This is a genomic window from Nocardia sp. NPDC006982 (assembly GCF_042869435.1).
Taxonomy (GTDB): Bacteria; Actinomycetota; Actinomycetes; order Mycobacteriales; family Mycobacteriaceae; genus Nocardia.
Genome location: NZ_JBIAFV010000007.1, coordinates 295,681 through 318,136, shown reverse-complemented (window position 1 = coordinate 318,136; position 22,456 = coordinate 295,681). Strand labels below are relative to the sequence as shown.

The 22,456-nt window shown below is 66.4% G+C and carries 18 protein-coding genes and 1 pseudogene; 13 read left to right on the top strand and 6 right to left on the bottom strand.

Annotation, left to right across the window (positions count from 1 at the left end):
• The 7 genes from ACFYOW_RS28490 (at position 1) to ACFYOW_RS28460 (ending at position 13,295) form a co-directional block, all read left to right on the top strand.
• Positions 1 to 3,942: a CHAT domain-containing protein gene (locus tag ACFYOW_RS28490; RefSeq protein ID WP_387292957.1), complete on the top strand. Its 3,942-nt coding sequence runs from the start codon at positions 1 to 3 to the stop codon at positions 3,940 to 3,942.
• 61 nt (positions 3,943 to 4,003) lie between these two features.
• The gene (locus ACFYOW_RS28485) at positions 4,004 to 4,216 is read left to right on the top strand and encodes a hypothetical protein (protein WP_040691708.1); all 213 of its coding nucleotides are present in this window, start codon (positions 4,004 to 4,006) and stop codon (positions 4,214 to 4,216) included.
• On the top strand, positions 4,206 to 4,529 hold the full coding sequence (locus ACFYOW_RS28480) for a type II toxin-antitoxin system PemK/MazF family toxin (protein WP_387292955.1): 324 nt from the start codon (positions 4,206 to 4,208) through the stop codon (positions 4,527 to 4,529). The genes ACFYOW_RS28485 and ACFYOW_RS28480 overlap by 11 nt, the downstream gene beginning before the upstream one ends.
• Before the next feature lie 148 nt (positions 4,530 to 4,677).
• Complete coding sequence (locus ACFYOW_RS28475) at positions 4,678 to 6,165, top strand: TIGR02677 family protein (RefSeq protein WP_387293239.1); 1,488 nt, start codon at positions 4,678 to 4,680, stop codon at positions 6,163 to 6,165.
• Complete coding sequence (locus ACFYOW_RS28470) at positions 6,165 to 7,580, top strand: TIGR02678 family protein (protein ID WP_387293237.1); 1,416 nt, start codon at positions 6,165 to 6,167, stop codon at positions 7,578 to 7,580. The genes ACFYOW_RS28475 and ACFYOW_RS28470 overlap by 1 nt, the downstream gene beginning before the upstream one ends.
• A 2-nt stretch (positions 7,581 to 7,582) precedes the next feature.
• A complete protein-coding gene (locus tag ACFYOW_RS28465) occupies positions 7,583 to 11,794 on the top strand; it encodes a TIGR02680 family protein (RefSeq protein ID WP_387292953.1) in 4,212 nt (1,403 codons plus the stop codon).
• A 16-nt stretch (positions 11,795 to 11,810) separates the two neighbouring features.
• Positions 11,811 to 13,295, top strand: a complete 1,485-nt coding sequence (locus ACFYOW_RS28460; RefSeq protein ID WP_387292951.1) for an MFS transporter — start codon at positions 11,811 to 11,813, stop codon at positions 13,293 to 13,295.
• Positions 13,296 to 13,321: 26 nt separating this feature from the next.
• On the opposite strand, the pseudogene ACFYOW_RS28455 reads toward ACFYOW_RS28460, so the two are convergent.
• From ACFYOW_RS28455 to ACFYOW_RS28440, 4 genes and pseudogenes are all read right to left on the bottom strand, one after another.
• Positions 13,322 to 13,639, bottom strand: a pseudogene (locus tag ACFYOW_RS28455) (D-alanyl-D-alanine carboxypeptidase family protein); the annotation flags it as partial.
• 374 nt (positions 13,640 to 14,013) lie between these two features.
• Positions 14,014 to 14,214 carry a hypothetical protein gene (locus ACFYOW_RS28450; protein WP_387292949.1) on the bottom strand — a complete coding sequence of 67 codons (201 nt, stop codon included), beginning with the start codon at positions 14,212 to 14,214 and terminating at the stop codon, positions 14,014 to 14,016.
• A 128-nt stretch (positions 14,215 to 14,342) separates the two neighbouring features.
• Entirely contained in the window at positions 14,343 to 14,744 is a 402-nt protein-coding gene (locus tag ACFYOW_RS28445; RefSeq protein ID WP_387292947.1) for a hypothetical protein, read from the bottom strand.
• 239 nt (positions 14,745 to 14,983) lie between these two features.
• Complete coding sequence (locus tag ACFYOW_RS28440; protein WP_387292945.1) at positions 14,984 to 16,660, bottom strand: fumarate hydratase; 1,677 nt, start codon at positions 16,658 to 16,660, stop codon at positions 14,984 to 14,986.
• Between the two features lie 256 nt (positions 16,661 to 16,916).
• Between ACFYOW_RS28440 and ACFYOW_RS28435 the strand changes: the two genes are divergently transcribed.
• A complete protein-coding gene (locus ACFYOW_RS28435) occupies positions 16,917 to 17,387 on the top strand; it encodes a MarR family winged helix-turn-helix transcriptional regulator (protein ID WP_387292943.1) in 471 nt (156 codons plus the stop codon).
• 9 nt (positions 17,388 to 17,396) lie between these two features.
• On the opposite strand, the gene mftD is transcribed toward ACFYOW_RS28435, so the two are convergent.
• Both mftD and mftE read right to left on the bottom strand, forming a co-directional pair.
• A complete protein-coding gene (gene mftD, locus ACFYOW_RS28430; protein WP_387292941.1) occupies positions 17,397 to 18,590 on the bottom strand; it encodes a pre-mycofactocin synthase MftD in 1,194 nt (397 codons plus the stop codon).
• Positions 18,587 to 19,315: a mycofactocin biosynthesis peptidyl-dipeptidase MftE gene (gene mftE / locus ACFYOW_RS28425; RefSeq protein WP_387292939.1), complete on the bottom strand. Its 729-nt coding sequence runs from the start codon at positions 19,313 to 19,315 to the stop codon at positions 18,587 to 18,589. The genes mftD and mftE overlap by 4 nt, the downstream gene beginning before the upstream one ends.
• Before the next feature lie 67 nt (positions 19,316 to 19,382).
• On the opposite strand from mftE, the gene mftR reads away from it, so the two are divergent.
• The 5 genes from mftR to ACFYOW_RS28400 all read left to right on the top strand — a co-directional run bounded on the left by mftR (position 19,383) and on the right by ACFYOW_RS28400 (position 22,453).
• Positions 19,383 to 20,000: a mycofactocin system transcriptional regulator gene (gene mftR, locus ACFYOW_RS28420; RefSeq protein ID WP_387292937.1), complete on the top strand. Its 618-nt coding sequence runs from the start codon at positions 19,383 to 19,385 to the stop codon at positions 19,998 to 20,000.
• A gap of 108 nt (positions 20,001 to 20,108) precedes the next feature.
• Positions 20,109 to 21,017 (top strand): STAS domain-containing protein, encoded by a 909-nt coding sequence (locus ACFYOW_RS28415; protein WP_357475561.1) that lies wholly within the window; start codon positions 20,109 to 20,111, stop codon positions 21,015 to 21,017.
• 12 nt (positions 21,018 to 21,029) lie between these two features.
• A complete protein-coding gene (locus ACFYOW_RS28410) occupies positions 21,030 to 21,419 on the top strand; it encodes an STAS domain-containing protein (protein WP_387292935.1) in 390 nt (129 codons plus the stop codon).
• The gene (locus tag ACFYOW_RS28405; protein WP_357475559.1) at positions 21,397 to 21,822 is read left to right on the top strand and encodes an ATP-binding protein; all 426 of its coding nucleotides are present in this window, start codon (positions 21,397 to 21,399) and stop codon (positions 21,820 to 21,822) included. The genes ACFYOW_RS28410 and ACFYOW_RS28405 overlap by 23 nt, the downstream gene beginning before the upstream one ends.
• A complete protein-coding gene (locus tag ACFYOW_RS28400) occupies positions 21,815 to 22,453 on the top strand; it encodes a SpoIIE family protein phosphatase (RefSeq protein WP_387292932.1) in 639 nt (212 codons plus the stop codon). Before ACFYOW_RS28405 ends, ACFYOW_RS28400 begins: the two co-directional genes overlap by 8 nt.
• Positions 22,454 to 22,456 lie beyond the last annotated feature (3 nt).

The window sequence follows — 22,456 nt, the reverse complement described above, 5'->3', positions numbered from 1 at the left end:
ATGAATAGGGTTCGCGTCATTGTGCGTCGCGATGCGAACGAATCGCTACGCACCACAGTGTTCGAGGCGGGTGCGCCCATCGGTGAACGGGTAGCGCCACTGCCTGATCTGGTGGCGTGCGCGTGGGACGTGGTGGGCGGCCAACCGGAAACGGTGCGTCGAGCCGCCGTTCAGATCGGTACCGCACTGCGTGACGCACTGTTCGAGCCACACACGACCCGGCAGCTGACGCGACTCGTCGACGGCTCCGATACCGAGGTCGTCTTCGATGTGGACGACGAGACGATGCTGCTCCCCTACGAGATGCTGGTACTCGCCGACGATATGCCCCTGGCTCTGCGGCCGACCGTAACCATCTCCCGCAGGTATTCGGGTAACGGGCAGCCCACCCCGGTGCCGGCACCGGGGCCGTTGAAAGTCCTCGCCGCGGTCGCCGCGCCGACCGAGACACGCACGGCCAATGTGGCATTGGATGTGGAAGCCGAGATGCAGGCGATCCTCGACGCGGTCACACAGGTGCCGACCGCGGACGGGGGCGGCGTGCGCATTCTGGAAGTCGCTTCGCTGCAACAGATCACCGCGGCACTGCGGGCCGAGGAGTTCCACGTTCTGCATCTGAGTGCGCACGGGTCGGCGACGATTCTGGAATTGGAGGATGAGGACGGCGATCCGGATGTGGTCCAGGCCGCGGATCTCATTGCCGCGCTGCGTGCTTCGGAGCGGGCGCTGCCGCTGGTGGTGTTGTCGAGTTGCGGCGGTGTCGACGGTGGGCCTGCCGGGTTGGCGCGCACACTGATCAGCGGGGGTGTCGAGCGGGTGCTGGTCATGCAGACGCGGGTGTCGGACCGGTATGCCACGCTGTTGGCGAAATCGTTCTACGCCATGCTGTCCGCGCATCCGGCCGGGTCGGTCGCCTTCGCATTGGGGCAGGCGCGCCGGGCCCTCGAGCAGGAACGACTCGCCGATGGCGCATCGGTTCCGCCCGAATGGTTCGTGCCGACGCTGCTCACCGGCGTCGCGGACCGGCCGCTCTGGCATGCGACGGCGCCACCGCGGCCGCTCGGGCGCCGGACGCAAGCGCCGAGCGGTGCAACGGTGCGTGAGTTGCCGGTCGGATATCTGATCGGTCGTCGTGGGCCGGTGCGCGATATCGTCCAGAGGCTCGATTCGTCGCGTGGGCGACCGGGTGTGGTGATCACCGGCATGGGCGGGCTCGGGAAGACGGCGGTGGCCGGTCGCGTGGCCGCGCGCATGCGCGAGCGCGGCTGGCATATCGCCGAACATGTGGGGCAATGGAATCCGTCCGCATTGTGCGACGCGGTCCGCACGGCGATCGAGGACGACCCGGCATTGCGCACGGTGTCCGATGCGCTTGCCCGCGAGAGCGGGGAGCAGGCGCTGAAGCACGTCCACCGGTTGTTGGCGGGGAGCCAGGTGTTGTTGCTGTTCGATGATTTCGAACAGAATCTGACCCGACCGGGCGGTGCCGAATTCCTGGACCCCGGTTTCGCCGAACAGTTTTCGCAGTTGTGCCGGGTTGCCGGAACAGGCCGACTACTCCTCACTTGTCGCTATCCGGTTCCCGGCGGTCTCACCGAGGTCGGCCTGACTCCGCTGAGCCCCGCGGAGTTGAAACGAATGTTCCTGCGGCTGCCCCAGATCAGCGGTTTACGCGTGGACGAGCAGCGGCTGGTCGCGCGGACGATCGGTGGACACCCACGGCTCATCGAATTCGTCGACGCGCTATTGCGTGGTGGCGACGGCACCTTGCGGCCGGTCGGTGAACGGCTGCGCCGGTTGGCCGACGAACACGCCGTCGATCTCGGCCAGGACCGCACGCTGTCCGAAAGCCTCGATACCGCGGTGGTGCTCGGCACCCGCGACATCCTCGTCGACGCACTGCTCGACCTGCTCGATGCATCCGAACGCGAACTGCTGCTACAGATTTCGCTCTCACGGACGCCGCTGCGCGATCTGGATATCTCCCATGCCCGCTTCGGTGCCGACGCGACGCGAGACCAGCGCCGCGAAGTGATGGCGGCCATCGATACATTGCTCAGGCTGACGCTGTTGACCACCGATGACGACCGATATCTCGTGCACCCGTGGGTCGCCCAAGCCCTCGATGCCCACCAGGGCACTGACCGTATTCGCCGTCACAACCGCGCCCACGGGATGCGGATGGCCCGAATCTCGGCTGGTTTCCGGGACTTCGACGACTACAGCGAGGCGTGCGGACATCTCCTCGCCGCGGGTCGGTACGCGGAACTCACCGAACTCGCCATCCCCTTCTGCCGCGAGCTGGACCAATTGCAGGTCGCCGCCCTGCTCGGCGAGATCATGCCCACACTGCCGACCGAAACTCCCGGCTATCTCGAGCTCGGCGAGCGCGAGGTGCGCGCACTGCGCCGGACCGGGAACCTCGGTGCCGCAACCGATCGCCAGTGTGCGCTGGTCGAGGTGCTGCGGGCCCGGGTCCAATCGGCCTCGGGCAGTGCCGATGCCCGACGCGCGCTGGTCATCGGCCTGGACACCCTCGGTGAACTCGCGATGCTGGCCGGAAATCTCGGCACGGCGCGCGAGCACTACAGCCGATCCCTGCGCACCGCGCGGCATCTCACGAATACCGACCCGCACAACGTCGATATGCAACAGGTGCTCAGCCGCGCGCTGGAGAGCCTCGGCGATATCGCCGTACGCACCGGCGATCTCACGGCCGCCCTCGCCCACCACACCGAGGCACTGGCCATTCGACGCTCCCTCGCCGATAACGACCCCGCCCGCGTGGACCTGCGCCGCGACCTCGCCAATGCCTGCACCCGACTCGGCGACCTGGCGGTGCTGACCGCCGATCTCGACGGGGCACATTACCTCTACACCGAATCGCTCACGCTGCACGGTGGTCTCATCGAATCCGGCCCCGACGCCGTCGAATCCCGGCGTGGCCTGGCCATCGCGCACGGCAAACTCGGTGACCTCGCCATGCGCGCGGGGCACGGCGAGACCGCGAGCAGGCATTACTTCGAAAAGCTGCGCATCAGTGCCGAACTCTCGCTTGCCGATCCGGGCGATACCGAGATCACCCGCGATGTCGCCATTGCCATGCAGCAGATCGGCGACACCTCATTGCTATATGAAACTCCCGAGGATGCGTTCACCTTCTTCACCGAATCCCTCGCCATCCACCGCGAACTCGCCGAGAAGGATCCCGGCAATGCCGAATATCGACGCGATCTCGCCATCGCACTCAACCGATCCGGCGATGTGGCACTGCAACTCGGCGAATTCACCACGGCCTCGACCCACTACACCCAAGCCCTCGCCATCCACCGCGGATTCGCCGACACCGACCCGGGAAATGCCCGAAATCAGCGCGACCTCAGCATCTCCCATGACAAACTCGGCGACTTGGCCGTCCGCACCGGCGATTATCTGGCCGCCGACCACCACTACACCCAATCCCTCACCCTCGCAAAACAACTCGCGGCGGCCGACCCAACCAATACCGAAAAGCAGCGCGACCTGAGCATCTCGCACCACCAACTCGCCAGGGTCGCCGCCGCGACCGGCGCCTTCACTCTCGCCTTTCGCCACAACACCGAGGCACTCACGATCGCCCGCCGCTTGGCCACCGCCGACCCCGAGAATCTGCAGTTGCACCGCGATGTCGGTCTGATCCTCTGGGCGATCGGTGATGCCGCCGAACGCGAACACGACTACGACACCGCCGTCGAGGTCTACCGCGAGGCCCTCGCGATCGCCCAGGACATCCTCGAAACCGATCCGGCCAGCCCCCGCGCCCTGCGCGATATGGAATTCGCCTTGACCAACCTGGGGCGCGTGGTCGACATCGTCGAGGCGAACCCACTCGGGTCGACCCGCATCGACGCCCTGCTCGAACAGGGGAAGACATTCCTCCGGCGCCTCCTGCCGCCGACGTAATTCCGCAGGTAGTGCCCATCGCCGTACCACTATGTGCGGTGTCCGCTGTAAAGTCTGCTGTATGACGGTGCGCCTGAATATCTCGATGGACGACGATCTCGCGGCCCGTCTCCGTGCGGCCTCCGACGATAAGTTGAGCGACTACATCTCCAAGGCCGTGCGCAGGCAGTTGCTCGAGGATGAACTCAGGGCACTGCCGGACAGCACCGGGACCGAATGGGTGAAGGACGCCGAGCAGACCGCCGAACAAGTATTGTTCGGCCGTGCCAGCTGAACCCACGCACCAAGGCCAGATTTGGAATCTCGTCAGCCGGATCTCCGGACGCCGCGCGACGGTGGTGATCGTGGATTCCGATGTGGTGATTCGGCAGCGGCCGATGTTGGTCGCCGCGCCGGTGCGCGAGGCTCGCGAAGTTCCGTCACGCCATCAATTGCTCACCGTCGCAATGCCGGCGAGTTCGCAGGTGATCGCGCTGTACGACATCGCCATCGTGTCGAAGGACAGTCTCACCGAGCAGGTCGGCGAGCTCACCTCGGAGATGCTCGAACAGGTCAAGATCGGGCTGCGAGCCCGATTCGACCTGTGAGTCATGGCGAACAGGTGCAAACCGGACGCGGCCACGCCGAATGGGGGTCGGTCTCGACACCCGCGACCGACCCGCTACTACCCTGTTCCCGGTGACCGACTCCGTTGACGGCCTGCCGTATGCCGCGCCCGCGCTATGGGATGAGCGGTTGCGGCTGTTCTCCTTCGCCACGGCCGAGAAGCGGGCGGAGTATCTGTGGGTGCTGCGGGCGTTCGACAATGCGCGGGCGGCGTATGTGGTGTTGCTGCACGCCGACGATGTCGCGACCTGGATCGAACGCAGTGCGCCCGATGCACCGCAGCTGACCGGCGCGGAGATCGGGCCGCTGTTGGATCAGCTGCATCAGTGGGGTGTGGTCGAGCGCAGCTATGACGGCACGCGCGCCGCGACGCTCGCGGAATATCGGAATCGGCACTACGTCTATCAGCTGACACAGGCCGGATTCAAGGCATATCGGGCGGTCGCGAGTGTGCTCGAGGCGCGGCTGGACGAGGCGGCGCTGTCGCGACTGGTCCTGCCCGAACTGCTCGCGGATCTCAATACCCTCGCCGAGGCGAATAAGGCCGGCGATGCGGAGCGTGTGTACCGGACGCTGCGCCGTCTGGACGCCGCACTCTCGGATATGGCGGCGCGGGCCGCGCATTTCTACCTCTCGCTCGGCGATATGGTGCGCACCACCGAGATCACCCCGGAGTCGTTCCTGGCGCACAAGGACGCGCTGCTCGCGCATATGCGCGAATTCAGCATGGATCTGGCTCGTTTCGCGCCGCGCCTGGCCGCCGCAATCGGTGAGATCGAGCAGACCGGCGTCGAGGAACTCATCGAGCGGGCGGCGCGCTGTGACGAACAGGTGCTGCTGAGTTCGGTCGAGCGGCAAGCGGATTGGCGGGCGCGCTGGCAGGGGCTTCGGACCTGGTTCGTCGCGACGGCCTCCGATATTCCCGGCGAATCGTCGGGCACCGAGGCGGATCGGCTGCGGGAGGCGACCATGAGCGCCATTGCCGCTGTGCTGTCGCTGCTGCGGCGGGTCACCGATTCACGTAAGGGCGGGGTGAGTCGCGAATCGGCGCTTCGGCACCTCGCGGGCTGGTTCACCGCCGCACCGACCGCCGACAGCGCGCATGCACTTTTCGATGCCGTCTTCGGTCTCGGCAGGCCACGTCACATTTCGCTGGAACATCCGGATGCGGACCTGATTCCGGCGATCCGCTCCTGGTGGGAAGCACCGCCATTGGAGATCTCGCGCACCCTCGCCGAAACGGGCAGGCCGCCGCAGGCCGGAGCCCCCGCCCGAATTCAACGCAATGACGCGGGAATTCGCCGACTCCGCGAGGCGCAGCTCGACGCGCAGCGCGCCCGCGCCGAGGCCGCCAAATCCCTGGCCGCCGCCTCGGTGCACGAACGCGTCCTCGACGAACGGGAGACCGAGGTGCTGCTGCGCCTGCTCGACGCCGCGTCCACCGCCTGGGTTCCGGTGAGCGGCCGCGTCGAGGGCACCACCGGCTCGGATAGCGGTGTCACCCTCACCGTCTCCGAACATCCGGGTTCGACGGTGATCCGCACCGCACGCGGGCTACTGCATTTGAACAACCGCCGCCTCGAGGTGAAGCAGTCGACCCGCGGGCGGCGCGCATGATCAACGCCCGCCGCATCGATTCGCTCGCACTCGACAACTATCAACGCGCCGCCCGCGTAATCCTGGCCAACCACCTGGTCACCCGGACCTATCCGGACCGGATCGCACTGCCGCTGATCCGGCGCTGGGCCACCGAACTCCGCGAGGATCTGGCCGAATTGTTCGGCTACCGGCTCGAGGTCACCGAAACGACGGCCCGGGTCTTCCCGGTCATCGATCGACTCGATTCGGGCAAACCGGCCCGCTCCGTCACCGAACGCGTCTTCGACCGCCGCCGCTACGCCTATCTGGCCTTGGCACTGGCAGCGCTCGGCCGGGCCGGCGATCAGATCACATTGTCGGAGTTGGCCGATCAGGTCGCCGCCTACACCAGTCGGGTCGACGGCCTCGAACTGTCACCCGACCGCGCCGCCGATCGCGATGCCTTCGTCGATGCCGTCGGCTGGCTCGCACATCGAGGTGCACTCACCCTGGCCGACGGCGATGCGGGTGGCTGGGCCGCCGATCCGGAGGCGGGTGAGGCTCTCTACGACATCGACCGGCCGGTCGTTTTCGCGCTGTTCCGACCGCCGCGCGCACTGCAGCATCTGCACAGTGTCCGTGGTCTGCTGACCGAGGATGCGCTCGCGCACAGTCCGGCCGCGAATGCGCAGGCCGCCGATGCGGCGCGGCGGGTGCGGCGCAGTCTCGTGGAGCGTCCGGTGGTGTACGCCGAGGATCTGGCCTACGACGAACGACCGCTGTTGCTGCAGGATCGGGTCGTCGCGGATGTCGAACAGTTCACGGGGCTGCGGGCCGAACGACGCGCGGAAGGCGTCGCGTTGATCGATGTCTCCGGGCGTCTCTCCGATGTCCGTTTTCCGGGCACCGGCACACTGGCGCAGGTGGCGCTGCTACTGGTCGGTGAGATCGCCGACCGTGTCCTCGATATCGACAATCCGGTACCGGTGCGTCCCGGCGCGCCCGATCCCGCCGTCGCCCTTGCCGAGCAGCTCGACGGCGCCATCCCGGAGTCCACCGTATTCGTGCCGCTCGCCGATCTCCCATCGACCGATCCCGAATTGGTGGAAGAGGTTTCGGATCGCGATGCGAAGGCGATGGCGTATGTGCGCGCGACGTACCCGTTCGTCGAAGCGAGCTGGGTGGGCGAGACCGTGCAGGCGCTGACCGACCGCTACGGTGTCACCTTCGCCGCGCAGTGGCAGGCGAATGTGCCCGGGCTGGCCCGGGAGGTTACCGCCCTGCTGGAGCGGCTGCGGCTGGTCCAGGTGGTCGAGGACGGTCTGATAATTCTGCCCGCACTGGCTCGCTACCGCGGTGCGGTCGTCACCGTCCGCACCAAGCGGGCCGCCGAATTGTTCGTCACCGCCTCGGACACGCTCGGGGCCGACAGCGTTGGTACGGAAGGGATTTAACCATGTCGCTCATCCATGGCGGAGTGCGGTTCGTCCCGACCCGCGCCGGCATCATCAACCTGTGGGATTACCGCGACCAGGAATACTGCTTCGCCGACGGCAGGCTGGTATTGCGAGGACCCAACGGGTCCGGTAAGACCAAGGCGCTCGAGGTGCTGTTCCCATTCGTGCTCGACGGCCGGATCGAACCGCGCAGGCTCAATCCGTTCGCGGGTGAGGAGCGCACCATGAAGTCGAACCTGTTGTACCGCAAGCAGGAATCCGCGTATTCGTATGTGTGGATGGAGTTCGCGCGCGGTAAATGGGACGATCCCGAGGTCGTCACCATCGGCATCGGTATGCGCGCCACCCGGTCCTCCGACAAGGTGACCCGCTGGTACTTTGTCGCCGACGGCCGTGCCGGCGTCGACTTTTCGCTCATCGGGCCCGACGATCGGCCGCTGACCCGCAAGCAGTTGGCCGAGCAGATCGGCACCGATGCCATCGTCGATCGACCGGTCGAGTACCGCAATGCGATCGACGCACGTATGTTCGGTCTGGGCACCCAGCGCTACGACCAGCTGATCAATCTCATCCTCACGCTGCGCCGTCCACAGCTCGCGAAAAACCTTGATCCGCGCGGACTTTCGCAGGCGCTGACCGATGGTCTGCGCCCGCTCGACGAGCAGCTGATCCTGGACGCGGCGCGTTCGTTCAGCGATATGGAGGAGGTCGGGCGCACCCTGGAGGGGCTGGTTCACGCCGATACCGCCACCAGGTCGTTCGTCGATGTGTACCGTAAATACCTTGCGGTACAGGCGAAAACCGATGTCGATCAGGTACGGACCCGACTCGATGCGGTGACCCACGCCAGCACTGCACTGTTCGCCGCCACCGCACTGCGCGAACGTCGCGAGGGCGAACGGACCGCCGCAGAGGCGCGCGCCGAGGATGCCGACCGCGCCTACGAGCAGGCACTCTCCGACCGGGAAACCCTACAGCGCTCCAGCGCCTACGAGGGCAAACAGCAACTCGACGATCTCGCCGACGCGGTGCGCCGCCTGGAGACCTCGGCGGGTGTACACAAGGATAAGGCGCTCAAGGCCCGGCAAACCCTCGATCAGCGCGGTCAGGAGGCCGAACGCGCCAAGGCGGCGGTACAGAATGCGGCCGCCGCGCTGGCCCGCGGCGAGGACGAATTGCGTGCCGCCGCCGAAGAGGCGGGCATCACCTGGGCCGGAGCGGCCGACCAGGCCCGTGGCGATCAGCTGACCGCCGCGGTTCGTGGACATGCCGAGGAACGCGACGCCGACGTGCGCGCGGTGCGCAAGGCGCTCGGTCTGATGGATTCCGCTACGGCCGAACGGAATCGGGCCGAACAGCTCGCCGAACGGGCTCGGGCGCTGCGCGAATCGGCCGCCGCCGAGGTCTCGGCCGCCGAGGCGGCCGTTGTGCTGGCGCGCACCGAAGCCGCTGGTGCACTGCGCACCTGGTGGGATGCGCATCGAGAGGTGTACTCCCCCATTCAGAAAGGCCTGTTCGAAGCGCTCGACACCGCACTGGCCGCTGCGGGCTCCGATGAGGCGGCCGGTGTCGCCGAGGTTTTGGCCGAACGCGCCGAACCGCTGCTCGATGACATCCGCACCCGCCGTCAGGAAGCGCGCGCCGCCGCCGCGCTGGCCGGTGACCGGCTGGTCGAACTCGACGCCGAACGCGATGAGGTCGCGGCCCAGCGTGACGAGGCCCCGCCGGTTTCGGCCGCTCGTGCGCGGAATGCGCAAGGCCGTCCGGGGGCGCCACTGTGGCGGCTGGTCCGTTTCGCTGATTCCGTGACACCAGCGCAGGCCGCAGGCATCGAGGCCGCTCTGCACGCCGCGGACCTGCTCGACGGTTGGGTCTGCGCGGAATCCGAACGGCCGGAGTACACCTCCGACCAGTTCCTGGTTCCATTGCCTGCCTCGGCGCGGCCGTCCGGGCGCACGCTGGCCGATGTCCTTGTCGTGGAGGATGATTCGGCCGACCTCACGGTGCCGAAACAGGTCATCGCAGGCGTGCTGGCCTCCATCGCCCTGTACGACAAGGACTCCGACCTCGGCACCGAAGTCGGCGTGAGCATCACCGGCGGTTTCGGCCAGGGCGTTCAGGTGGGCCGCCACCACAAACCCGATGCTGAATTCATCGGCGCGACCGCCCGCGCGAAGCGCCGGGAAATCCGGCTCGCCGAGTTGGCCGCCGCGATCGAGTCCACCGAGCAGACACAGCAGCAGGCTCAGGCCGCCGAGTCGGCAGCGAGCGCCGAATCGGCGCGAATCTCCGCCGCCGCCAAGGCATTACCGCGTCCCTCGGCCGTCACCGCCGCCCTGCGCTCGGTTTCGGAAGCCGCCGGCATGATGCGCTCGCGCTCCGAGGCCGTCGCACAGGCCGAACGCGACCTCGACCAAGCGGTCGCCGAGGCATCGGCCGTCGAGAAGAAGCTGCGCGCAGTCGCCCAGGCGCACCGCACACCGCGCGATGCCCGCGAGATCGATGCCCTCGCCGCCGCCATCCGGCACTTCGAGAACACCGGAATGGGCCTGTTGCGCCTACGCGCCGACCACGAACGGGAACGCGAACGCGAACGCGAGGGTTCGGACCGCTTCGACGAGGCCCGCGATCTGGCCGAGGCCTTCGCCGAAGAGGCCGAGGCCGCCAACGCGGGCTACCAGGAGCAGCTGCGCAAACTCGAAACCCTGCGCGAGGCACTCGGCGCGGGCGCCGCCGATATCGATCGCGAACTCGAACAGGCGCGCGCGAGGATCGAGGCGACTCGGGCCGAGCAGAAGGCCGCTCGCAAGGCCGCAAATGAGGCGATCGAGGCGGTCGGTGATGCAGAGGCGGCCTACCGCACCGCGCACGAGTCGCTCGGTACGGCGCTCACCGAGGTCCTGGCCGATGTGAAAGCCCTTGCGCCGTATGCCCAGCCGGATCTGCTCACCCTGCTCGGCGCACCCGCCGACAGCCGCTGGCCGAGCAGCGACGCCGCCTGGTCGACGCCCGAACAACTGCTCTACCGCATTTCGGCGGCCGGGCCGCAGGTCGAACCCCAGGTGCTGCCGGACGAGGTAGCCGAACTCTTCGTCAACCTGACCGCCGCAACGTCTTCCGTGCGGGCGGGTGAGGCGGCCCGCAAATCCACGCGCAGTGCGGTGACCTCCGCACTCCAGGAATTCGACGCCGCGCTCGCCGCCTCCGGCCGCGACTACCGGCTGCAATGGGATGCCGCGGACGGCCTCACAGTCGTTCAGGTACAGGACGACAACGGGCTGTCGGCCCTCGCGGATTTCGCCACCCGCATCGATGCCGCCCGCCGCGATCAGGAATTGCTGCTCACCGACGCCGAACGCCGGATCCTCGAGGACGCACTGCTCACCGGCCTGGCGCAGCAGATCTATGAGCGCACCAGCGATGCGCGCGATCTCATCGCCCGCATGGGTGCGGAAATGAAGCAGCGCCGCATGTCCTCGGGCAATACCATCGGCGTGCACTGGGTGCTGTCCGATTCACTCTCGGATGCGGCCCGGGCCATGTGCAAGCTGTTGGATCGCGACGCATCCTCGCTCGTCGCCGATGATCTGGCGGCCATCCGCGCGCACTTCGCCGCCGAGATCCGGGCCGCGCGTGCCGCGCATCCGGAGCGTTCCTACCCCGAAATCCTGGGCGCGACACTGGACTACCGGACCTGGCGGGTGTTCTCCTTCACTCTCATCTCCGCCGACGGCAGCGAGGACAAGCTGACGGTGGCCAGGCACAGTGCGCTCTCCGGCGGTGAACAGTCGGTCTCGCTGCATCTGCCGCTGTTCGCCGCCGCGCACGTCATGCTCGACTCGGCCGATCCGCAGGCGCCGCGGCTGCTCGCGCTGGACGAGGCGTTCGCCGGTGTCGACGACAACGGCCGCAGCGAATTGCTCGGCCTGAGTGTGCAATTCGACCTCGACCTGTTCATGACCGGCTACGACCTGTGGATCACCTACCCGCACGTCCCCGGCTGCGCGCATTACGATCTCGCGCATTCGGCCGCCGAGAACACTGTCAGCGCGACGCTGCTGGTGTGGGACAGCGGCGATCTGCTCGCCGAACACGATGGGACCGATCTCACCGCCGCGCTCGGCTCCCCCAACCGCCGCCGCGTCCCGAACTCGATCGAGGGCGGGCTGGCACTGGACAATATGCCGGGCAGCCCGGCGCCGGTCGGCTGAATTCGAATGGATAGTAGTGTCTTCGAGCTCCACCCCGCCCCACCACAAGGTCGCGATCGCCACGCTGGTCGGCACCACCCTCGAGTGGTACGACTTCATGCTCTACGGCACGGCATCCGCGCTGATCTTCAGTAAACAATTCTTCCCAACGCTGAGCCCCGCCGCCGGAACGCTGGCGTCGTTCAGCACTTTCGCGGTCGGCTTCGGTGCACGACCGATCGGCGGTCTGCTCTTCGGCCACTTCGGTGATCGGATCGGTCGCAAGACCACCCTCGTCGTCTCGCTGTTTCTGATGGGTGTGAGCACCATGCTCATCGGGGTGATCCCGAGCTACGAGAGCATCGGATTCTGGGCTCCCGTACTGCTCGTCGCGCTGCGACTGCTGCAGGGCGTCGGACTCGGCGGTGAAGGTGCGGGCGCGGTGGTGCTGTCGATGGAGCATGCGCCACCGGGACGACTCAACCGGTATGCCAGCTTTCCGCAGATGGGCACACCGGCCGGGCTGATCCTGGCGAATGGCATCTTCCTCGGCACCAGCGCGTTGCTGCCGGATGCGGCCTTCGTGAGCTGGGGTTGGCGAATTCCGTTCCTACTCAGCGCGATTCTCGTCATCGTCGGGCTCTGGGTGCGACTCGGGATCGCCGAATCCGCGGACTATGCCGAACTCGTCCAACGCGGCGGAGTAGTGGCATTCCCGCTTCGCGACGCACTTCGGGTAGGACCGGTGCGGCTGCTGCTGATTCTGTTGGCCGCCATCGCGACCTCGGCCGTCGTCTATATCTTCATGGTGTTCACGTTGACCTACGGCACCAAGGCGCTCGGGTTCAGCCGAGACTTCCTCCTGCTCGGCGTCATCGTTTCCGCCGTTTTCTGGTGTGCCGCAATGCCCTTCTGGGGCTCGCTCGCCGACCGCTACGGCACGCGCCGGATATTCCTCGCGGGTACCGCCGCGCTGACGGTGTGGTGTGCGGTGTACTTCCCGCTGCTGAACACCGGCAACAAGGCCGTCGTCTTTCTCGCGCTGCTCGGCATGGGCGTGACACTGCCGATCGGCCACAGCGTCGGCGGCATCATCATCGCCGAACTCTTCCCGCCATCGGTGCGTTACTCCGGCACCTCGCTGATCGTGCAGATCTCGGTCGTTCTCGGCGGCGGCCTCGCCCCGCTCATCGCAACCGCACTGTGGACCGCGGGCTCGACCTCGGCAGCGGTGACCTGCTATATCGTCGCCGTCTGCGCGTTGAGCACGATCAGCGCGGCGGTGCTGATCCGGGCGGCCGAGGGAAACGCAGAGTCGCGGTGCCCGTACCGGTCGGCTGACTACAGCCCGAAGGAGCCGCTCGACCACGGCGGGAGCGGGATGGACGGCAATCCCGGGAGGACGGGCTGGATCGGCGACGACGGAGCCGGGGCGGTACCGCCATCGCTCGCGTCCGCGCGCAACGCCGGGCAGGCTCCGCCAGGGGCGGTGGCGAGTTCGAAATGCCACCATTCGTTCTGATAGATCCGGCACAGGCCCCAGCGATTCCCATTCGCCTCCAGCCACTGCGCCCCGGCCTGCGGTCCCACATCGATCGCCCGGCCCTGCACATGGGTCGACTCGTTGGGCGGCAGCACCCACCGTCGCGCCTCCTCGGGACTGCCGTAGGTCTCCACCCCGTCGTCCCACAGCGCCTGCTGCTCGGCGAGCGTGCGGTAGCCGGAGTTTATGTACAGTCCGACCCCTTCGGCATGTGCCTGGTTCTCCGCCCGCGTGTACGCCGCGGCGAGCCCCGGCTCCAGCCCCTCGGTGCCGCTGGCATTGCCGGCCACCTGCACGATCGGCGCGGCCGTGGCGGCGGGCATGGACAGCCCGGCCGCGCCCGTCACCGGCAACAGTGCGGCGGATACGCCTAGCAGGGTCCGGGCACGAAGCGTCAGCGGCATGTCAGCGATAGTAACGGCCCCCCGGCCGCGGACCCCCCATCTACTCCCCTACGGCTCACACCGCACCGTCGATCACCGCTAGCAACACACCGGCGAACGCGAGGACACGCTACTGTCCGAACGGACGTCATTCACATAGCTTTCCACATACTCACAGCACAATAAATCACCAATGTCCGAAACATCCTGTGCCACGCCCGATTTGTCGCAGCGGAAATCCCCCTGTCCACAATCTATTCCAGTGTTGTGGATCACGATCAACAATCCCCAGCAACCCCCGAGAAACCCGGAAACTACCGCGCCTTCACGAGTTTCACGACCTCGCCGGAATCCCCACCGTCGACGAATTCGACCCACACGCGATCCCCGGTATGCAGTGGCGCATCGGACTCGATCACCACATCGCGCACCACGAACTCCTCGCACGACTCGGTCGTCACGACCCCGAAGCCGCCGTCCCGATCGGCAACCCAGCGCCCCACGATCGCCCACATGCGACGCAACCCTATTGCATCGCAAGCCTTTCCGCTGCGACACGAACGCCCCACAGACGCAGAACGGGTGGCTACCGCACACTAGTTGTGTGCGACAGCCACCCGCTATGATGCCGATAGGCTATGAGTCAGGGGCGCACGGAGTACGAACCGTGGATCGCTTCGGCTGCTTCACGATTGCGGTCGATGCGCTCGATGATCTCCGGGCCGTGCGCCCGCGCGTAGGCGATGGCGATCTTGATTCTGCGGGAGTGCAGATCCGATTGCTGGCTCAGGACAGCGATACGGCGTTCCTCCGGACCGTCCAGTTCCTGTAGGCGCGCAACGACTTCCCACACCTCCGGTCCCGCGGCCAATGCCGCGCGGCGGTCGGAGATGGGCCCGCGGAAAACGATTCCGGGATGGTCGAGTTGATCGAAACCCTCCCGGATCAGGCGGTTGAGTAGTGCGGTGGAACTGGTTCCCTCACGAGCGGCGCGTTCGGCCAACCGACGGCTGGCGGATTCCGAGATACGAAACGACGTACTCATTGCCCTCCTCGACATCCATCGACACCGGTGCAGCGATGTACCCCTAATCAAGAGTGCATCGCTCGGCGGGATTGTTACCCCGGCGAACGGGGTGACAATCCGGTGTCCGGACATGTGCCCTGATGGCCGACCATTTCGAGCGACCTGCAAGCAGTCGCTAACGGCCCATTCCGAGCGACCTGCAAGCAGTCGCTAACGGCCCATTCCGAGCGACCTGCAAGCAGTCGCTCGCGGCCCGTTCAGACGCGTTCCTTCGAGCGGGTGCGCACCCGCAACGCAATCGGCTTCTGCGTTTCCGCGAAGAAGTCGTTGCCCTTGTCGTCCACCACGATGAATGCCGGAAAGTCTTCGACCTCGATCTTCCAGACCGCCTCCATGCCCAGCTCCGGATACTCCAGTACCTCGACGGATTTGATGCAATCCAGTGCCAGTCGCGCCGCAGGACCGCCGATGGAACCGAGGTAGAAACCGCCGTGTTCCTTGCACGCCTTGGTCACCTGGGCCGAGCGATTGCCCTTGGCCAGCATGACGAACGACCCGCCCGCAGCCTGGAACTGATCGACGTAGGAGTCCATCCGGCCCGCGGTGGTCGGGCCGAACGAACCGGAGGCGTAGCCCTCGGGCGTCTTCGCCGGGCCGGCGTAGTACACGGCCATCTCGCGCAGATATTCCGGCATCGGCTCGCCCGCGTCGAGGCGCTCCTTGATCTTGGCGTGTGCGATGTCGCGGGCCACGACCAGCGGACCGGTCAGCGAAAGCCGGGTCTTCACCGGGTATTTCGACAGTTCGGCGCGAATCTCCGACATCGGCCGGTTCAGGTCGACCTCGACCACATCGCCGCCGAGGATGGAGTCGGTCTGCTCGGGCAGGTAGTGCGCGGGCTCGCGCTCGAGCTGCTCCAGGAAAACACCCTCCGGTGTGATCTTGGCCAGCGCCTGCCGGTCGGCCGAGCAGGACACCGCAATGGCGACCGGGCAGCTGGCGCCGTGCCGGGGCAGGCGCACCACACGCACGTCGTGGCAGAAGTACTTACCGCCGAATTGCGCGCCGATACCGAAGGACTGGGTGAGCTTGAAGACCTCTTCCTCCAGCTCCAGATCACGGAAGGCGTGTGCCGCGAGGGACCCCTCGGTTGGCAGGGTGTCCAGGTAGTGCGCGGAAGCGTATTTGGCCGTTTTCAACGCGAATTCCGCACTGGTGCCACCGATTACCACCGCGAGGTGGTACGGCGGGCAGGCGGCGGTGCCGAGCGAGCGGATCTTCTCGTCCAGGAACTCCAGCATGCGCGTGGGATTCAGCACGGCCTTGGTCTCCTGGTACAGGAACGACTTGTTCGCCGAACCACCGCCCTTTGCCATGAACAGGAACTTGTAGGACGGATGCGCGGGATCGCCCGCCGTGGAGTACAACTCGATCTGCGCGGGCAGATTGGTGCCGGTGTTCTTCTCCTCCCACATGGTGATGGGCGCGAGCTGCGAGTAGCGCAGATTCAACTTGGTGTAGGCGTCGAATACGCCGCGGCTGATCCATTCGGCATCGTCCACGCCGGTGAGCACACCCTCGGACTTCTTGCCCATCACGATGGCGGTGCCGGTGTCCTGACACATCGGCAGGATGCCGCCCGCGGAAATGTTGACGTTCTTGAGCAGGTCCAGCGCGACGAAGCGGTCATTACCGCTGGCCTCGGGATCATCGATGATCCGGCGCAGCTGCGACAGATGCGCGGGCCGCAGGTAGTGGCTGATGTCGTGCATCGCCTCCGCGGTAAGCAGGCGCAATGCCTCCGGTTCGACCTGCAGGAAGGTACGGCCGTTGTGTTCGAAGGTGCTGACGCCCTCGGTGGTGATCAACCGGTAGGGGGTGTCGTCGGCGCCGATCGGCAGCAGATCTGAATAGCGGAAATCCGGCGCGGTCACGGACGCACTCCTTATTCGGTCTCAGGGCTGACGCACCGCCGGGGCCTCGAGTAAGGGCTTCGGCAGGCTGGTCACGAGCACAAGGAGCGTATCCAGCAATAGGAGGCCGACCGTGCTTAGGCAACCCTCACTCGGTGCATCCTGCCAAAAGGTTGCACGTTCAACCCCAGCAGTGCTACCTCTCAGATCTGGCAGTTGTCGCGCGACATCATGCGACGGGACAATTCAATGACATGTCAGAGTTTGGAGCGCTCTCGTGACCGATCCCCACTGGCTCGATGACATCGAAATGCGCGCATGGGTGGGATATGTGCGCACCAGGGACCTCATCGCCGCCGCGGTCGGGCGCGACTCATCCCGCGAGTCGAACCTCACCTACGTCGAATACTCGGTGCTGGCCTACCTGGCCGAGGCACCGGATCATCGACTCACCTTCGCCGATCTCGCCGCCAAACTCGAATGGTCGCAGAGCAGGCTGTCCCATCAGATCACCCGCATGGAGAAGCGCGCGCTCGTCGCCAGGGAACCGATTCCGGACGACGCCCGCCGCACCGCCGCGCGGCTCACCCCGCGCGGCGCCGATGTGCTGGCCACCGCCGCGCCCGCACATGTGCAGAGCGTGCGCAAACATATGGTCGACGTACTCGACCGCCAGCAATTGGCCGCCCTCGCCGATATCTACGACACGCTGCTCGCCCATCATCGAAGAGCCGCGGCTACCGAATAATCCGCCGGGTCAAGCCGACTGCACGGCCGGGTCCGGCACTCCCAATGCCCGCTCGAACCCGTCCGGCACCACCAGATCGCCCCGATCGAGATCGCCGATGCTGGTCTTGCGCAGTCCCAGCAGCGCCGAATCGATACCGCCACGCAGAATGTCGAGCACATTCTCGACACCGGCCTGCCCGTTCGCGGCGAGGCCCCACAGGTAGGCCCGCCCGATCATGACCGCGCGAGCGCCAAGCGCGACCGCCTTCACCACATCGCTACCGCGGCGGATGCCACCGTCGAGCACCACCTCGATCTGCGATCCGACCGCGTCGGCCACCACCGGCAATGCCCGAATCGCGGCAGGCGTACCGTCCAGATTGTTCCCGCCGTGATTGGACACCGAGATGGCCGCGACACCGGCATCGACCGCACACAAGGCATCATCGACGCGCATCACGCCCTTGAGCATGACCGGGCCGTCCCATTGTTCGCAGATCCACGCCACGTCTGCCCAATCCGGTGCGGGAGTGCCCATCCACTCGCCGTAGGCACCGAAGAAGCCGGGTGCCGGACCACCGCCGACGGCCATATTCGGTGCGGTGAGATCCGGAATACGGCCGGAGCGAACATAAGTCGCGAGCCAGCGCGGCCGCGCCAGGGTCTGCGGCGCGAATGTCAGCATGGTCTTGAAATCCAGCTTCTCCGGGATCACCGGGCTGCCCCAGTCGCGCCCGTGCGAGAACGACCAGTCCAGGGTCAGGATCAGACCGACCGCGCCCGCCGCCTTCGCGCGCGACATCCGCTGCAGGATCTCATCTTTCGAACCGCACCAGTACAGCTGGAAGAATGTCGCCGGATTCGCCGCGATGACCTCCTCGATGGGCTTGCTCGCGAAGGAACTGAGCCCCATCGCGATCCCGCGTGCCGCCGCCGCACGGGCCACGGCCACTTCGCCGTCCGGGTGCACCGCCTGCACGCCGGTCGGTGAGATCAGCACCGGCATCGAGAGCTGCTGTCCCAGTACGGTTGTCGACTGGTCACGATCGCCGATCGGGCCCGCGCAGTGCGGTGCGAAGCCGAGTTCGGTGAAGGCTTGCTGATTTTCGTCGATCGTCTGGCCGCGCTCGGATCCGGCGATCAGTGCGCCGTACACCGACTTCGGCAGTCGTTTCTTTGCCCGCCGCTGCGCCTCGGCAACGGTTTCGAACCACGAGTTCACGTCAGGGATCCTTTCGGGGAAGCCACCGGCCACCACAGCCGGATCTGTTCATGCAGGTCAGTGGTCAGTTGGGTGAGCAGTGCAGTGCCTTCGTCGGCATTGGCGCCCGTCGGGTCGCCGAGGACCCCGTTGGCGCTCACCGCGCGCACACCCCCGGCGCGCAGCAGCGGCAAGAGCTCGGCGAGCGGCCTCGTATCACCGGCGACGGCGAGTTCGGTCCGCACCGCATCCGGGCGCAGCGCCAATTGCATCGAGGTCTCGGCGCGACCCGCATGCGGATCACCCGGATAGCGCGGCATGAACACCCGCACGTCCCGGGATTCGGTACGCAGCAACGCCTGCGCTTTGCGCAGGGGTTCCAGATTGCCGCCGTGCCCGTTGACGAGCACTATGCGGTCGAAAGTATCGGTGGCCGAACGGCACAACTCGACGATCAGCAACTCCAGCGCGGCCTGTCCGATGGACAGCGTGCCCGCGAATCCCGCGTGCTCACCGCTGGCTCCATACGGAATCGCCGGTGCGATGAGCACATCCGACCGCAACTCGGCCAGCCGCACGCACAACGCCATCGCGATATCGGTGTCGGTGGACAGCGGCAGATGCGGTCCATGCTGTTCGGTCGCTCCCACCGGCACGGCAAGGATCGCGCCCGCAGCCGCGCGCGCCCCGGCCTCCGGCCAGGTCAATCGTGCGGCCACGGTGTGTTCCGCGACACTTTCCACCATGCCGCGAGATTATCGTCAGTCACTGACATAATCAAGATCCGGCGATCGACGCCCATAATCGACAACCGTGACAGATGCCAAGGTGCGGGGCCGACCACGCGGCACAACCAAGCGCGAACTCGAACTGATCGCCATGCGACTGTTCACCGAACAGGGCTTCGACGAAACCACCGTCGAGCAGATCGCCGCGGCCGCGGGTATCAGCGGGCGCACCTTCTTCCGTTACTTCCCCACTAAGGCGGAAGTGCTCTGGTATCAGTTCGACGCCGAGGTCGAGGCGCTGCGCGCGGCCTTCGCCACCGTGCCGGACGAGGTGCCGATGATGACGGCTGTACGCCGAGTTGTGGTGAACGCCAACCGATATCGCGCCGAAGACGTGCCCGAACTACGCGTTCGCATGCAGCTCGTCGGCGGCGATCCGGCACTGGCCGCCACCGCGGGCGCGCACTACGACGCCTGGGAGCGGGCCGTGAGCGCGTTCGCCGCACGCCGACTCGGCGTACCACAGGACAACCTGGTCGCACTGGCTGTCGGCCGCACCACCCTGGCCGCGGCGCGCGCTGCCTTCGATGCCTGGCTTACCCGCGCCGATGCCGACCTCACGGTCTATCTCGACGAGGCGCTCGCGGCACTGGCACGCGGATTCGCGCCGCCGAGCGAGGATGCGGATCTACCATCGAGCTAACGGCAGGTTTCACCGGCGACCGGGATGGGGTATGACTAGGCTCGGTATCGGCGCGCAGCCGAATGCACGACTATCCCGACAATCCCGTCGAAAGGGGCTGGAATTTCCATGTCCGAGGTGTCCATGAGCCTTTCGGCGGATTCCCTGCCCGTAGGACCGGTCGACAACCTGCTTCCGCAGCTGGTCGAACACCTGCGGCAGAACCGAACCGGGCTGCGTGAAGAGTGGGCAAGGCGCATCACCGAGGCGCAACTGCTGACCGCGATGACCCCGGAGGAAATCTTCTCCGAGGCGACCTCCATGTACGACAACTACGTCGAGGTGCTCGTGACCGGTAGCGTCGAAGCGCTGCAGGCCTACGCACGCGATCTGTCCGAGCGCATCATTCCGAGAGGCGTCGACACCGACGAGGTCCTCGGCATCGTGCTGCTCCTGCGTGACGTGCTGGCCCGCTCGTTGTTCGAGAAATACCAGGCCGATTTCGAATTACTGAACGCGGTACTAGATGCCTACGAGCCCGCCGCGAACCGCATCGCGAGCACCGTGGCCATCTCGTTCGTGCAGGAACGCGAGCGGGTCATCCGCCAGCAGCAGGAAGCCATTCGCGAGCTGTCCACCCCGGTGCTGCAGGTGCGTGAACAGCTGCTCATCCTGCCGATCATCGGTGTGCTCGACTCGCAGCGTGCCCGTCAGCTCACCGAACAGCTACTGCGCGCCATCCGCGCCAATCGCGCGAAGGTGGTCGTCATCGATATCACCGGTGTGCCCGAGATCGACTCCACGGTGGCCAACCACCTGGTGCAGACCGTCGACGCGTCCGGCCTGATGGGCGCCAATGTGATCATCACCGGTCTGTCCTCCGAGATCGCCCTCACCCTGGTGACCATTGGCCTCGATCTGTCCAAGATGAACGCGGTCGGCGACCTCCAGGGAGGTATCGAAGAGGCCGAACGCTTACTCGGCTACGAGGTGACCCGAGTCACGGATCGAATGCTCACCGAGCGCGATGGGCGCTGATCGGGCCCACCTATGCCGGTTCCGATCCTCAAACAAGGCACCTTTTTAATCGCGTCGGTCCAGTCAGCCTTGACCGACGCGGATACCGAGCGTCTCCAGGACGACCTGATGAAGCAGGTCAGCAGATACCGAGCACACGGGATCATCGTGGACGTCACCGCGATCGATGTGATGGATTCGTTCGCGGCGAGATCGCTCCGTACCATCGCGCACATGACGCAGCTCCGCGGCGCCGAAACGGTCATCGTCGGATTACAGCCCGAAGTCGCGTTCGCCATGGTGCAGCTTGGCCTCACCTTCGAGGGCATGCACACCGCCCTCGACCTGGAAGAGGGCTTGGCGTGGCTGAACCGCAAGACTCCGGCCCGCCGCCAGCGAGATGGTCGTGACAGTGGCCGCTGAGAACTTGGTGATCGCGATCAAGGTGTCGGGTGACATCGTGATCGCACGTCAAGCCGGACGTGAGCTGGCGGCCAAGCTCGGTTTTTCTCTGACAGATATGACCATGATCTCGACGGCCATCTCCGAGATCGCCCGCAACATAACCAGTTATGCGGGCAGTGGTGAAATACGTTTGCTGGTCGATGACCGGGAGGGCCGCCAAGCCCTGGTCGTCCAAGCCTCGGACCGAGGGCCCGGCATCCGTGATATCGCCCGCGCACTCGACGACGGGTACTCCACCGGCCGTGGTCTCGGACTCGGCCTACCCGGCGCCCGTCGGCTGATGGACCGGCTCACCGTCGAATCCCCACCCGGACGCGGCACGTTGGTGGAGATGTGGAAGTGGGTACCCAACGGTGCATGAGGACGGGATCATCGGCCGGATCGAATGGGCGGTGGCCGGCCGTGCCCTGCCCGGTCAGCGAGTCTCCGGTGATCGCGGCGTGGTCCTCGACGCGGGCGGCGGCGCGGTGCTCTTCGCCGTCTTGGACGGACTGGGCCACGGTGCGGCGGCCGCGGACGCCGCCGATCGCGCAGCGCAGGTGCTCTCGGAGAACCGCGCCGAACCGCTGGACGTGCTGATGGTGCTGTGTCATCGGGCCATGGCCGACACCCGAGGTGCGGCAGTGTCCTTGGCGCTGTTCGGCGCATCCGATACCGTGCACTGGCTCGGCGTCGGCAATGTCGATTGCCGGATTCTGACCGCGGGTCCGGTCGGGCTCGCCATGCGCGCGACGGTCCTGATGACCGGTGGCATTGTCGGCTATCGGCTACCTCAGAACCTACAGGTGCAGACCGTTCCGGTGCGTCCGGGCGATCTGCTGCTGATGTCGACCGACGGCATCGTCACCGAATCCGCTGACAGCGGCATCGATCCGTCCAAATCGACCGCCGAGATCACCGCCGAAATCCTGGCCAGGCATGCCAAGGACACCGACGACGCATTGGTGCTCGCGGCCCGCCACCGAGGCGGCGTACTGGAGGGATCAGCGTGAACG

What these genes read in the sequence shown, in the direction of transcription:
- ACFYOW_RS28490 (WP_387292957.1), top strand. Translation starts at nt 1, where the DNA reads ATGAATAGGGTTCGCGTCATTGTGCGTCGCGATGCGAACGAATCGCTA.
- ACFYOW_RS28485 (WP_040691708.1), top strand. Translation starts at nt 4,004, where the DNA reads ATGACGGTGCGCCTGAATATCTCGATGGACGACGATCTCGCGGCCCGT.
- ACFYOW_RS28465 (WP_387292953.1), top strand. Translation starts at nt 7,583, where the DNA reads ATGTCGCTCATCCATGGCGGAGTGCGGTTCGTCCCGACCCGCGCCGGC.
- ACFYOW_RS28450 (WP_387292949.1), bottom strand. Translation starts at nt 14,214, where the DNA reads ATGTGGGCGATCGTGGGGCGCTGGGTTGCCGATCGGGACGGCGGCTTC.
- ACFYOW_RS28445 (WP_387292947.1), bottom strand. Translation starts at nt 14,744, where the DNA reads ATGAGTACGTCGTTTCGTATCTCGGAATCCGCCAGCCGTCGGTTGGCC.
- mftE (WP_387292939.1), bottom strand. Translation starts at nt 19,315, where the DNA reads ATGGTGGAAAGTGTCGCGGAACACACCGTGGCCGCACGATTGACCTGG.
- ACFYOW_RS28415 (WP_357475561.1), top strand. Translation starts at nt 20,109, where the DNA reads ATGTCCGAGGTGTCCATGAGCCTTTCGGCGGATTCCCTGCCCGTAGGA.
- ACFYOW_RS28410 (WP_387292935.1), top strand. Translation starts at nt 21,030, where the DNA reads ATGCCGGTTCCGATCCTCAAACAAGGCACCTTTTTAATCGCGTCGGTC.
- ACFYOW_RS28405 (WP_357475559.1), top strand. Translation starts at nt 21,397, where the DNA reads ATGGTCGTGACAGTGGCCGCTGAGAACTTGGTGATCGCGATCAAGGTG.